Source organism: Embleya sp. NBC_00896 (genome assembly GCF_045207785.1).
Classification (GTDB): Bacteria; Actinomycetota; Actinomycetes; order Streptomycetales; family Streptomycetaceae; genus Embleya.
The window spans coordinates 5,094,383-5,107,537 of the sequence record NZ_CP108776.1; the positions used below are offsets into that span (position 1 = coordinate 5,094,383).

Genomic DNA, 13,155 nt, shown 5'->3' on the forward strand with positions numbered 1-13,155 from the left:
GACACGGAGGCCGCAGTGAGTCCAGAGCCCGCCGGCATCGACAACCGCCCGCCGTCCATCGCCGTGGACTTCCTGGAGCGCGTCCGGGCGACTCCGGACCGGGAGGCATATCGCCACCCGGTCGCCGTGGGCGAGGGCGACCGCGAGGAATGGCGTTCGCTCACGTGGGGGCAGACCGGTGACCGGGCCAAGGCGATCGCCGCCGGCCTGGTCGCGCTCGGCGTCGAGCCCGAGGACCGGGTGGCGATCGTCGCCGAGACCCGGCTCGACTGGCTGCTCGCCGACATGGGGATCATGTGCGCCGGCGCGGCCACGACCACGGTGTACCCGACCACCAACGCCGACGAGGCCGCCTACATCCTGGAGGACTCCGGCAGCGTCGTGGTGTTCGCCGCCGACGAGGAGCAGCTCGCCAAGCTGCGCACCGAACGGGCCCGACTCGGCGCGGTGCGCAAGGTCGTCACCTTCGACGAGACGGCGAAGCCCCCGGAGGCGAACGCATCCGACGCGGCCGTCGCCCCCGACGCATCCGACGCGACCGACGACACGGCCGTCGCCGCCGACGACTGGGTGATCACCCTCGCCGACCTCGAAGAGCTCGGCCGGGCCCGCCTCGACAAGGAGCCGGACCTCGTCGAGACCAGGGTCGCCGCGATCGAGCGCGACCAGCTCGCGACGCTGATCTACACCTCCGGCACCACCGGCCGCCCCAAGGGCGTCCGACTCACGCACGACACCTGGGCCTACCAGGCCGCCGCACAGGCGGAGATGGCGCTCACCGACGGCAACGAGCTGCAATACCTGTGGCTCCCGCTCGCGCACTGCTACGGCAAGGTGATGGTGTCCGGCCAGATCCGGATCGGATACCCGACCGCGGTCGACGGCCGGATCCCCAAGCTGATCACCAACCTCCCCATCGTCCGGCCGACCTTCATGGCCGCCGCGCCGCGGGTGTTCGAGAAGGTGTACAACTCGGTCCACGTCAAGATGCGGGCCGAAGGCGGCCTCAAGTACCGGATCTTCCAATGGGCCGTCGGCGTCGGGCGCGAGATGTCGCAGACCCGGCAGGCCGGGCGGACCCCCTCGGCGCTGCTGAACGCCAAGTACAAGGTCGCCGACCGGCTCGTCTTCGCCAAGCTGCGCGACCTGTTCGGCGGCCGGCTCAAGGGCTGCATCTCGGGCAGCGCGGCGCTGTCCCCGGACGTCGCGGAGTTCTTCGACGCGATCGGCATCCCGATCCTGGAGGGCTACGGCCTGACCGAGGCCAGCGCGGGCAGCTCGGTCAACCGCTACGACCACCACCGCATCGGCACGGTCGGCCTGGTCCTGCCCGGCTCCGAGATGCGCATCGACGAGGACGGCGAACTGCTCCTGCGCGGCCCCGCCGTCATGCAGGGCTATCACAACAACCCCGAGGCGACCGCCGAGGTGCTCACCGAGGACGGCTGGCTGCGCACCGGCGACATCGCCGTGATCGAGGACGGCTTCCTGCGGATCACCGACCGCAAGAAGGACCTGATCAAGACGTCGGGCGGCAAGTACGTCGCGCCCAGCGAGATCGAGGGCCGCTTCAAGGGCATGTGTCCGTACGTCAGCAACATCCTCGTGCACGGCGAGGGCCGCAACTTCTGCGCCGCGCTGATCACGCTCGACCCGGACGCGGTGAAGGGTTGGGCCGCGGGCCGGCCGGCACTCGCGGACAAGTCCTACGAGGAGCTGGCCGCGAGCGAGGCCGTCCGCGCGCTGCTCGCCGATTACATCGACCAGCTCAACACCGGCCTACAGCGCTGGCAGACGGTGAAGAAGTTCGCGATCCTGCCGTGCGACCTCAGCGTCGAGCAGGGCACGCTGACGCCCAGCCTGAAGGTCAAGCGGCGGGTCGTGGAGCGCGAGTACGCGGCCGTCCTGGAGGAGATGTACAAGGGCACGCTCGTCGGCTGACCCGGTCGGGGCATCCCGATCCGACCGGGACGCCCCGACCGGGTCGTCCCGGCCCGCCGGGGGTCACGGCCGACTCGTGGACAATGGGGAGATGCCCTCCGCACCCCCCGACGGTCTGCCCGTGCCCGAAGACGGTTCGCTGCCCGCGTCCGCGCTCGACGAGTTCGCGGGCGCGAACCGCCCGTTCGGCTTCTACGTGCACGTGCCCTACTGCGCGTCGCGCTGTGGCTACTGCGACTTCAACACGTACACCGCCACCGAGCTGGGCGGCTCGGCCTCGCAGGGGTCGTACGCCGACGACGCGATCGCCGAGATCCGGATGGCGCGGAGGCTGCTCGGCGACGTCGACCGGCCGGTCGAGACGGTGTTCTTCGGGGGCGGTACGCCGACCCTGTTGCCCGCCGCCGACCTGGCGCGGGTGCTCGGCGCGATCCGGGACGAGTTCGGCCTCGCGGCCGGCGCCGAGGTGACCACCGAGGCCAACCCCGAGTCGGTGGATCCGGCCTACCTGGAGACGCTGCTCGCGGGCGGCTTCAACCGGCTCTCCTTCGGCATGCAGAGCGCGCGCCGGCACGTGCTGCGGATCCTCGACCGCACGCACACCCCGGGGCGGCCCGAGCAGTGCGTGGCCGACGCGCGCGCGGTCGGGTTCGAGCACGTCAACCTCGACCTGATCTACGGCACGCCGGGGGAGTCCGACGACGACTGGCGGGCCTCGATCGACGCCGTGTTGTCCGCACGGCCCGACCACGTGTCGGCGTACGCGCTGATCGTCGAGGACGGGACGCGGCTGGCCGGCCGGGTGCGGCGCGGCGAGCTGCCGATGCCCGACGACGACGTGCTCGCCGACCGCTACCTGATGGCGGACGAGGCGTTCACGGCTGCCGGCCTCGGGTGGTACGAGGTGTCCAACTGGGCGACCGACGCGGCCGCGCGGTGCCGACACAACGAGCTGTACTGGACCGGCGCCGACTGGTGGGGCGCGGGACCGGGCGCGCACAGCCACGTCGGCGGCGTGCGGTGGTGGAACGTGCGGCACCCCGCGGCCTACGCGCGGCGGCTGTCCGCCGGTGCCTCCCCGGCGCAGGCTCGCGAGCTGCTCACCGCGGAGGACCGCCGGGTCGAGCGGATCCTGCTCGAACTGCGACTCTCCGACGGGGTTCCGCTGGACGTGCTCACCGAGCAGGGTCGCAAGGCCGCGGCGCGGGCCGCGGCCGACGGGTTGCTCGAACCGCTCTTGGGCGAGCGCGCGATCCTGACCCTGCGGGGTCGGCTTCTCGCCGACGCGGTGGTGCGGGACCTGGTGGACTAAGGGCGGCCCTCGACCGCTTTCGGCCTCAAACGCCGGCCGGGCTGTTGGCCTCAAGCGCCGGCCGGGCTGAATTATCCGGCCCGCGGCCGAGGTGGCCTCAAGCGCCGGCCGGGCTGATTTACCCGGCCGGCGACCGAGGGCCCTACATCGCGACGTCCATGATCAGGTCGGCCAGTGATTCGTCCACCCGGTTCAGCTCCTGCGCGTAGCGCCGCATCTCGCCGCTCTCGCGCTTCGCGTCGGACTCGCCCTGTTCCTTCGTCCGCAGCGCGGCGCCGACCTCGTCGCGGATCGACTTGATCTCCGAGTCGAGCCCCTGCGCGATGGCGTCGCGCATCTTGCGGAGCTGCTTGACCACCTCTTCGCCCAGGTTGGTGACGTCGGTGTCGGCCTGCTTGCGCAGCTCCAGCTGGACCTGTTCGGCGACCTGTTCCCGGAGCCGCCGGTTGGCCTTGTTGAGCTGTAGCGCGCCCTTGAACACGGTCGAGCCCAGGACCGCGCCGAGGATCACGAACGGGCCGAGGCCGACCAGGAACGCGGCCGTGCCGATCGCGATCTGCGGCAGCAGCGCGGTGAGCATCGACCTGAGGTTGAACTTCCCGCCGGAGACCGCCGTGGCGGGGTCGAGCACGAAGCTCACCGCGTCCGCGAGCAACCGCTCGATCGGCGTCGAGGGCTTGCCTTCCTCGTCCTTGCCGACCGGTCCCGCCGTGAGCGACGCGCGGATCTCGTCGATGCGCGTGACGAACTGCTTCACGTCGTCGTCGATCATCCGCTCCATATCCTCGACGCGACGCCCGACGAGCGGCTTGAGCTCGCTCTCCTGCCACTGGGCGAACTCGACCTGGACCCGCCCGGAGAGGTGGTCGGTGATCTCCTTGACCGCGGCCTCCATCTTCTCGCGCGCGTTGAACGGGTTGGCGCCGATGGTGTTGCTCGGGTCGTACTCCTGCGCCCAGGTCGGGATGCTCGCGGCGACCTTGTCCATGAACCGCCGCGTCGTGGCCTCGACCTCGCCGCGGGTCTCGCGCAGGTGTTCCTCCATCTGCGCGACGATCACCCGACGGTTTTGCTCCAGCCGGGTCAGCGGGCCCTGGACCCGCTCGTAGGTGGCCCGCAGCTCCTCGACGTCCTGGGTCAGCAGGGCTTCCTTGCGGTCGATCTGCTCGCGCGCCTCGATCAGCAGGTACTTCAACTCCCGGGCGGGGGACAGGATCTTGGCCCGGCCGCGCTCGCGGGTGAGGAAGTCCTCCAGGCCACGTTCCAGTTCGGGCATCCCGGAGCCGGACAGCAGCTCCGGGTCGCCCTTCTGTCGGCCGGTCAGGGCGGCCCGGGCGTTCACGAAGAAGACCCGGTCCGGGCGGGAGAGGTAGGGCGAGAGGCGCTTGCGGATCTCCCGCTGGACGTCCTCGCGCTCCTCCTCCTCGACCAGGTTGATCTTGTTGCCGACGTAGAACACGTCCTCGTGCCCGCGCGCCTTGACGTGCACGTCCAGGAAGAGCTGCTCGCTGCGCGACATCGCGGCCTGGCAGTCCACCACGAACACCAGCACGTCGGCCTGTTCGAGGTAGTTGAGGGTGACCTTCTCGCGTTCCGGGGCCTCGTTGAGCCCGGGGGAGTCGACCACCACGACGCCGTTGCGGCACAGCTCCAGCGGCCAGCGGACGACCGCGCGCTCGTACGGGTTCGGCGTGTTGTCGTCGTCGGCGCCGATCGTCACGTAGTCGGCGATCTCCTCGACGCCGACCTCCAGCGGATCGCCCGGCGTACCGTCCGCCTCCAGCGGATAGATCAGCGCCGAGCGAGTATCGCCCCACGTCACCTCGTTGATGATCGCCGTGCACGGGCGAGCGAACGAGGGCAGCACCTTCTCGCCGAGCATCGAGTTGATGACCGTGCTCTTGCCGCGCTTGAACTCGCCGACGATCATCACCTTGAACGACTCGGACGCGGCGCGATGCTTGAGTGAGTCCAACTTCTTGACGCCCGCGCCGATCCGCAGCCCGGCCACGATCGGCGTGAGCCGGTCGATCAGGCCGACCAGGGTCTCCTGCCGTGCCCGCCACGCGCCATAGCCCGCGTAGGCCCCATCGGCTGCCCCGTGACCCTTGTCCACCCTGGACGCTCCCCTCCTCGACGGCCGATCAGACCTTGTCAGCCCCGGTCGGCCCGGGCGCCCAGCATGCTGTTCACCTGGACCCCGAGCTGCTCGCTGCGCGTGACCAGATCCTGCCATGCGGGTCCGTCGGTGCCGACCTTGGCCAGTGCGGTCCGGCGGTCGTCCCGCCACGCCTTCTGTCCGCGCACCGCTTCGTCCATGACTCCGCCGTACAGCGTGTGCAGGCGCTTGGACACCTCTTCGGAGAAGTTGCCGAGCACCTCCTCGACGGTCGGCTCCAGCGCCTTCATGCCCTGCGCGCGCTGCTGATCGACCAGCGAGCCGGACTTGACCTCGCCGAGCACCATGCCGCCCGCCGAGGCCGCCATGCCCACGCCCATCGGGAGCGCGGCCGCACCGCCGGTGAGCGGGATCAGCAGCATGCCCAGCACCGCGACGCCGGTGGGACCGATCCGCCACGCGAGCTTGCGGCTCTTGAGGTCCTTGAGGCCGAGCGACTCGGCCTCGCCCAGCTCGAAGTCGGCCGAGAGCTGCTCGACCTTCTCCATGCGGTACTTGGTGCCGCGCCCGAAGTGCGCCTTCATCTTCGCGTCCAGCCAGGCCACGTCGGCCTGCACGCTGGAGTGCAGTTGGGCCTCGAACTTCTTGGCCAGCGCCGTCAGTTCGCGGCGCAGCCGGTACGGCAGGTCGCGCTCCCACCAGGTGCGCGGGTCCGGCGTGCGCTCCATCTCGTAGCGCAGCGTCTCCAACAGGTCGCCGCGCGAGGAGTGCAGGTGCTCGCGGAACTTCTCCGCGGTCTGCGTCCGGCGCTGCTGGAGCTCGACCCGGACCTTGCCCCACTCGGTGGCCATCCGGTCGATCTCGATCTCGGACTCGTCGGCGGTGCGCCGGCGTTCGGCGTCGCCGAGCACCGCCGCGGCCAGCCCGTCCCGGCCGACCTGGACCATCTCGTCCAGCAGCGACAGGAGTTGGCCCGCCGTCTGCCGCGAGCGCATGTTCCGGCGCCCGCTCGACGTCGTGTACTCGGTCAGCCGCTCGTACACACCCGCCACCGGCGCCGCGTCCTCGCGGTGCGGTCCCGCCAACACCTGGAGCGTGGGCGAGATGCGCCGCACCCGGCCGCCCAGATACTCGACGATGTCCTCGCGCTCGTCCTCGTCGACCGTGTCCAGTTTGGACACCACGACGGTGATCCGCGGGACGTGCCGGGCGAGCACCTCCTCTTCCAGGAACGAGGTCTCGGACAGGCCGAGCGGCGCGCTCGCGGACACGACCATGAGCACCGCGTCGCTGGCCGCGACCGTGCGCCGGACCAGGTCCTCGGTCCGGCGGTCGTGCTCCTCGGCGTCCTCGCCCTTGCCGCGCCCGGCGTTGACGCCCGGTGTGTCCACCAACTCGACGTCCAGGCGGGCCAACTCGGGCTCGGTGACCAGCACCCGGACGCCGACCAGCGTTGCCGCGTCCGGGTCCCGATGCTCACTCGACCGCAGGATCTCGTCCCAGGACCCGGACACCGCCGGCCGCGGCTCGGACCGGCCGTCGGAGAACTGCAACTCCAGGCGGGCCTCCGGGCCGGACGCGATCACCAGCGGGACCGGGGTGTGCCGGCCCTCGGGGATCACCGGCGCGCCGAGCAGCCGGTTGATCAGCGACGACTTGCCGCGCCCGAACTCGCCGACCACCGCGATCCGCAACCCCGGCCGGCGCATCCGGGCCCGCAGCCGGTCCAGCTCGCCCGCCAGCGCGTCCAGGCCGAACTCGGTCGCGATCACGTGCGCGTCGCTGATCCGCCGGCCGAGCGCGGTCGCCGAGGGCGCCTGCTTGACCAGGCTCGTCACCGAACCCTCCGGCACGGCCGGGCGCACCGGTGCGGCGGGCGCACGGGGAGCGGGGACCGGTGCCTGTGCGGCGGCCGGAGCCGCCGGACGCGGTCCCGCGGAGCCGGACGGGCCGCCGCCGACGCGGCCCGCCCAACTCGCGTTCGGCCCCGCCGTTGCCTGCCCCGCCGGGGGCGTACCCGGAGCCGGGGCCTGCCTCCGGTCCGCCGTGTTCCCCGACGGGCCGGGTTGGCCGGAGGGCGAGTCGCCCGAGTCGCGGCGCGCGGACGCCTCACGCGGCGCCGCGGCGCGCAGCCACGAGGCCGTGGACGGGACGAGCCGCTGGTACGCGGCCACCGCCCCGATCGGCATCACCCGGGCGTACAGCCCCGCGAGGATCTTCGGGCCGCCCTTCGCGTCCGCCTCGGGGTCGGCCAGGAACCGGCCCAGCGACTGGAAGAAGCGGGCCCGCTCGGCCAGCGCGTCCGCCTGCATCGACAGCGTCCACGCCGCCGGGTCCCCGATCGTGCTCTCGATCGACTTCGCGACCTCGGGCAGCTCGGTCAGCTTCACGTGCCGCAGCACGTCCTCGGACGGCCACGCCCACTGGACCGCGCCCCACACGGGACGGATCGGCAGCTCGCGCCGACCGGGGGTGGCGTTGCCGACCCCGATCAGGCTCCACAGCGTCCAGCCGGCGGCGGTCCGCTCGGGGACGGGCGGCAGCGCCACCGACTCCATGGTGATCCAGCCGCGCAGCTCGTCGCTGCGATGGATCCCGCTCAGCAGACCGGCGACACCGGGACGCCGCCGCGGCTGTACCTGCGCGGCCTGGCGCAGCACGTGTTCACGATCGAACGACATGTGTGGTCCCTACTCCCATCGAAATGCGTTGTGGTGTCGAACGATCAGGCGCCGACGGGGTGGGCGACGATCATCGTCGTGTCCCGGTCCTGCCACGCGTTGACGAAGTCCTCCAGCGGCACCGGCTCGACCGAGCCGAACGGCGCGCCCGGGTCGTTGAGCAGCACGTACACCGAGCCGTCGGGCTGGGTGTCGATGCCGGTGACCCACACCGCGTGGCCCATCGTCGGGTCCTGCTCCATGGGCGCGTCGGTACCGACGTCGTGCACCGGCGACCAGATCTCCTGGGCGTCCAGGGCGACGATGACCTGGTCGCCCTTCTCCAGGGCGTCGAGCATCTGGCGCATGTCGGCGTTCGGCACGGTGTCGGTGTCCACGCCGTGCATTTCGAGCAGCTTGCCGATGTCGTCCGTGTAGGTGCCGTTGGCGGGGTCGTAGATGCCCGCCTGCTGGGCTTCCGTCATCAGCGCGTTCTCGTCGAGCGGCATGCCGGTGAGCTTCTCCAGGATCATCCCCTGGGTGACCACCGCGCAGCTGGTCGGGCTGGTCTGCTGCTGCCAGTACTGCGCGTCGCCGACCGGGTCGCCGAAGCCGTCGAACTGGTCCGGAGTCCAGTTCGGCGGGGTGTACGACATCTCGCCGTTCGCGTCGACGGCCGCGCCCCACGGGGTGTACGTGGCGTTCCCGTAGTCGGCGGCGCCGCCCGGGTCGTAGCCGGCGGGCTGGGCGTACGGGTCGCCGTAGGGATCGCCGTAGGGGTCCCCGTACGGGTCGCCGTAGGGATTCGCGGGGTCCGCGTACGGGTCGATCGGATTGGCGGGGTCGCCGTAGCCGTGGTCCTCGGCCCAGGTGAGCTGGTCGTCGCGCCACTGCTGGCTCGGCGTCGCCGGGTTGCCGTCGGTGGGGTCGAACGCCGACGGGTCGTAGGCGTCGACCTGGCCGTCGCCGTCGCTGTCCGCGTGGAACGGGTCGTAGTTCGGGTCGCTCAGCGGGTCGAAGTTCGGATCGGTGTACGGCAGGTTCGAGTTCGGGTACGCGCCGTTGAACCCGCCGGCCGCGTCGGTCTCCCACAGTGGTGCCGCCGCCTCGGTACCCCCGTCGGCGGTGTCCAGTGTGTCGATGGTGTCGTCCGAGACCATCGAGAACAGGTCGTCGTCGTGCGTGAAGTCGCTCATGTGCCGAATTCCCCCCGGCGTGTGAGGCGCTCGCGTTGGCTGTTGACCGTCGCGCGGCGCCGTTCCGTCTGCCTGTCCGCGTCGTGCAACAGGCTTCTGCGCGCCGCGAGGATATCCTCGCGGCGGTGATGCTCGGCCACCAGTTCGGCGACCGTCGCCTCGTACGTGGCCCGGTACCGATCCACGTGCTGCGATACGTCGAGCGAGTAGTGCGTGGTTGCCGTCCGAACGGCCTCGTCGATCTGTTGTGACAGACCATCGGCGACCGTTCGCAGTGTCTGATGCATTTCGCCCCGGGCGTGGTTCCGCAGCGCCGTCATGTCGGTGGATGCCAACGAATCGGCCACTTTGGCCATGAAACCGCCGAAGCCGGCCCGTCCCGAATGCGGACCGGTCTCCCCATTTCGCCCATTGCCGAACCACTGATCCAATGCTCCGCCGATGCGCGCGCCGGGGGTCTTCGCGGCGCCCGGCTCCAGGCGGACGGCCCGAATCTGTTGGGTCACACCCGTGACCGAATTCTCATATGTCTGCATCGCGGCGTCGGCCAGTTGATGTCCGGTCAGCACCGTGAGCCGGTCCTGCCGGGGCAGTTCGGCGACGCCGCCGAGCTTCTCGTACGCGGCCTCGAACGCCGCGTCCACGGCCGACTTCGCGGTGTCGGTCGCCGCCGACAGGGCGCTCGTGACCGCCTGTTGGACGATGTCGCCGATCCGCGGGAGGCCCTGGCGGATCAGCTCCGGGGCCCGGGTCCCGATCACCGCGCGCAGCTCGTCCGGGGTGCTCGCGCCGTCCAGCTCCCGGTCGATCTCGGCCCGGGTGTACCGCCACCACTGCGGGGCCATGCCGCCGACGGCCTGCTCCGCGCGCTGGGCGCCGGCGCCGAGCAGGCGCGCGGTCTCGCCGTGTTGGGCCCGGACGAACCCGGCCATGTCGGCGATCCGGGCCCCGTTCAGCTCGGCCTCCTCGGCGTCGAGGCGGTGCTGCGCGAGGGTCACCTCGCGGCCCAGCTCGTCGAGCAGGTCCTCGAGCAGGCGCAGCAGGTGATCGGAGACCGCGACGATGCGTTGACGCTGCATGAGGTCGCGGAGCCGGGCCAGCGTGCGCGGAAACTCCTCGGCCCAGTGCGCCTGCTCGGGCCCGCGCAGCGGCCGGCCCGTGGCGAGCCGGACCACCGGCTCGGCCGCGACCGGCTCGACGACCGGATCGGTCACCCCCAGCATCCGCGCGAACCGCTGCCTGACGTGCGCGAGCAGGTCCTCGCGCTCGGTCTCGTCGATGTGGTCCATCTTGGTGACGAGGATGATGCAGCGGCGGATCTGCCCGGGGTCGAGCGCGTCGGTCAGGAACTCGGTCAGCGACACCGGCGACGGCGACGTGGACGCGGTCAGCACCGCCGCGACGTCGGCGATGTCGCGCATCACCGCGCGGGTGATGTCGGTGTGCCCGGCCCGGGCGTTGGTGCCGGGGGTGTCGATGATCACCAGCCCGTCCCGCAGCGCCGCCGCGGGGTGGCGGACCTCCAGGCTCAGCACGTGCGGCGCGATCGCCTCGTGCGCGGTGAGCAGGCGCAGCACGCCGGCGGTGTCCTCGGGCACGGGGACGTCGGGCGCGAGGTGGCCGAGCATCCGGCCGAGCGGGCTCGCGGCCCCGGTGTACCGGCCGGACGGGTACACGTACCGGATCCCGTCGCCGCTGAAGCGCACCTCGACGGCGAACTCGTCGCCGTGCGTGATCCGGGTGGCGGCGCCGGTCGTGGGCAGTGCCGAGGTGGGCAACAGATCCTCGGCGAGCAGCGCGTTGATGAAGGTGCTCTTGCCCGCCGAGAACTCGCCGATCACGGCGAGGTAGTAGCGGTCGTCCCTGAGCCGGACCTCGATCTCGCGGATCCGGGCGGTCAGCTGGGCGAGCCGCTCCTGGTCGCCCACGGTGCGGCGCACCATCGCGAGCGCGAAGTCCAGGTGATCCGACGTCTCGGTGAGCGCCTCGACCACGTCGCGCCGCTCCGAACGCCCCCCGGCCGTGCCGCGAGAATCCACCACCGTGCCCCCTCCCGACGGTGCCCTCCCCGATGTAGGGGCGATCCTGCCACGGCGGCCCGATTCGCGTCTCGGCGGATCTCGGGCATTCCGGCGGCTGTGGCCCGGGCCCTTGTGTGACGCCCCGCCGGGTGATGCGATGAGGGCGCCGAGGCGATCCCTCGCACCTGATCGATGTGTCGCTTCCCCAAGTCGCCTGATCGGCCGAAAAGGGGTGTAAGCGGCGCATACTGGTTGCATGGGTGCTTCGGCCCGTCAGGCGAGTCGATATACCGATGCGATCAGGAGATGGCGATGTTCGAGGAGGCCCAGTATCTGGCCCCGGTCACCCGGCGGGCCGACGGCGGAGTCGAGGTCGAGCTGTCCCGCAGCCACCCGGGCTTCGCCGACGAGGTCTACCGCGACCGGCGCAACCGGATCGCGGCACTGGCACTCGACCACCGGCGGGGCGAACCGATCCCCGAGGTCGAGTACACCGAGGAGGAGCACGAGGTCTGGCGTCTGGTCTCGCGCGAGCTTTCCATCTCGCACGAGCAGTACGCGGTAGCCGACTACCTGGACGGCGCCGCCCGGCTGAAGCTGCCGACCGAGCGGATCCCGCAGCTGGAGGAGGTCAGCAGCGCGCTCCAACCGCTGACCGGCTTCCGCTACCTGCCGGCGGCCGGCCTGGTCCCGCTGCGCGACTTCTACGGTTCGCTGGCCGATTCCTACTTCCACTCGACGCAGTACATCCGGCACCACAGCGTCCCGCTGTACACGCCGGAGCCCGACGTGGTGCACGAGGTCATCGGCCACGCCAACATGCTCGCGTCGGACCGCTTCGCCGACCTGTACCGGGTCGCGGGCGAGGCCGCCCAGCGGGTCGAGAGCCGCGAGGCGCTCGAATTCGTCTCGAAGGTCTTCTGGTTCACGCTGGAGTTCGGCGTCATGCGCGAGGCCGGTGCGCTCAAGGCCTACGGCGCGGGCATCCTGTCCTCGTACGGCGAGATCCGCGAGTTCCGCACCGTCGACATCCGCGACCTGGACCTGATCGCGATGGGCACGATGCAGTACGACATCACCCACTACCAGGACATCCTGTACGCGGCCGACTCGATGACCCACCTGGAGGACGTGGTGGGCGGCTTCTGGGCGAACTGCGACGACGCGTCGATCGCGGCCCTGACCGCCTCGGCGAAAACCCCGTAGCGCGACGCACGACCGTCATTCACTCGCGCGGGCGACCCGACCCCGAACACCCGGTCGCCCGCCCGAGTGGCGGCATACGCTCGCCCCGACCACGGAAGGGGCTCAGAATGTCAGCCATGACGCACGAGATCCCCACGCAGGAAGACGTCGTCCTGGACGGCTTCCTGGCGTTGGACACCCCCCTGGGCTTCCGCGCCGAGCTGATCGAGGGGGAGATCGTCGTGACACCACCACCGCTGGGAAATCACGAGCGCGTCGTGAGTTCGGTGCTGCGCCAGATCATCGCGGGCACGGCCACCGCCATGGACTTCTCCGGCAACAAGGGTCTCAAGGTGGACGGCGGATCGGCCGCGCGCAACCACGTCATCCCGGACGGCACGTTCGCTCCGGAGGAGCTCGACCTGTTTCTCGACGCGGAGTCCTGGATGGCCTGCGACGGTGTGGCACTGGTCCTGGAAGTCACCTCACAGCGCGCCGAGATCGATCGTGAGGCCAAGCGACAGTCCTACGCGCGCAGTGCCATTCCGCTCTACCTCCTGGTGGATCGGGAGCACGGCAAGGTGACGCTGTTCTCCGCACCCGAAGGCGACGACTACACGGAGATCCACACCGGGCCGTTCGGTAAGCAGATCGATCTGCCGGCGCCGTTCTCGACGACCCTGGACACCGCGAGATTCGGCTGAGTGGGGCCGCGCCGGGG

At 71.1% G+C, this 13,155-nt stretch carries 8 protein-coding genes; 4 read left to right on the top strand and 4 right to left on the bottom strand.

Features of this window, described 5'->3' with window-relative positions:
* Positions 1–15 precede the first annotated feature (15 nt).
* Both OG928_RS23200 and hemW read left to right on the top strand, forming a co-directional pair.
* Positions 16–1,941: an AMP-dependent synthetase/ligase gene (locus OG928_RS23200; RefSeq protein ID WP_406286852.1), complete on the top strand. Its 1,926-nt coding sequence runs from the start codon at positions 16–18 to the stop codon at positions 1,939–1,941.
* 91 nt (positions 1,942–2,032) lie between these two features.
* Positions 2,033–3,253, top strand: coding sequence for a radical SAM family heme chaperone HemW (hemW, locus tag OG928_RS23205; RefSeq protein WP_406286855.1), 1,221 nt, complete (start codon positions 2,033–2,035; stop codon positions 3,251–3,253).
* A gap of 142 nt (positions 3,254–3,395) precedes the next feature.
* Here the strand turns inward: hemW and OG928_RS23210 are convergent, their stop codons facing one another.
* From OG928_RS23210 to OG928_RS23225, 4 genes are read right to left on the bottom strand one after another with little or no spacing between them, the layout of a single operon-like run.
* The gene (locus tag OG928_RS23210; RefSeq protein WP_406286858.1) at positions 3,396–5,369 is read right to left on the bottom strand and encodes a dynamin family protein; all 1,974 of its coding nucleotides are present in this window, start codon (positions 5,367–5,369) and stop codon (positions 3,396–3,398) included.
* A gap of 38 nt (positions 5,370–5,407) precedes the next feature.
* Positions 5,408–8,053 carry a dynamin family protein gene (locus tag OG928_RS23215; RefSeq protein ID WP_406286859.1) on the bottom strand — a complete coding sequence of 882 codons (2,646 nt, stop codon included), beginning with the start codon at positions 8,051–8,053 and terminating at the stop codon, positions 5,408–5,410.
* A gap of 44 nt (positions 8,054–8,097) precedes the next feature.
* The gene (locus tag OG928_RS23220; RefSeq protein WP_406286861.1) at positions 8,098–9,228 is read right to left on the bottom strand and encodes a C39 family peptidase; all 1,131 of its coding nucleotides are present in this window, start codon (positions 9,226–9,228) and stop codon (positions 8,098–8,100) included.
* Positions 9,225–11,270, bottom strand: a complete 2,046-nt coding sequence (locus OG928_RS23225; RefSeq protein ID WP_406286863.1) for a dynamin family protein — start codon at positions 11,268–11,270, stop codon at positions 9,225–9,227. The genes OG928_RS23220 and OG928_RS23225 overlap by 4 nt, the downstream gene beginning before the upstream one ends.
* Before the next feature lie 291 nt (positions 11,271–11,561).
* On the opposite strand from OG928_RS23225, the gene OG928_RS23230 reads away from it, so the two are divergent.
* The gene (locus tag OG928_RS23230) at positions 11,562–12,455 is read left to right on the top strand and encodes a phenylalanine 4-monooxygenase (RefSeq protein ID WP_406286865.1); all 894 of its coding nucleotides are present in this window, start codon (positions 11,562–11,564) and stop codon (positions 12,453–12,455) included.
* Between the two features lie 107 nt (positions 12,456–12,562).
* Positions 12,563–13,138: a Uma2 family endonuclease gene (locus OG928_RS23235; protein WP_406286867.1), complete on the top strand. Its 576-nt coding sequence runs from the start codon at positions 12,563–12,565 to the stop codon at positions 13,136–13,138.
* The last annotated feature ends 17 nt before the right edge of the window (positions 13,139–13,155 follow it).

Coding starts and splice junctions, on each gene's coding strand:
- OG928_RS23235 (WP_406286867.1), top strand. CDS start 12,563: ATGTCAGCCATGACGCACGAGATCCCCACGCAGGAAGACGTCGTCCTG.
- OG928_RS23220 (WP_406286861.1), bottom strand. CDS start 9,228: ATGAGCGACTTCACGCACGACGACGACCTGTTCTCGATGGTCTCGGAC.
- hemW (WP_406286855.1), top strand. CDS start 2,033: ATGCCCTCCGCACCCCCCGACGGTCTGCCCGTGCCCGAAGACGGTTCG.
- OG928_RS23230 (WP_406286865.1), top strand. CDS start 11,562: ATGTTCGAGGAGGCCCAGTATCTGGCCCCGGTCACCCGGCGGGCCGAC.
- OG928_RS23215 (WP_406286859.1), bottom strand. CDS start 8,053: ATGTCGTTCGATCGTGAACACGTGCTGCGCCAGGCCGCGCAGGTACAG.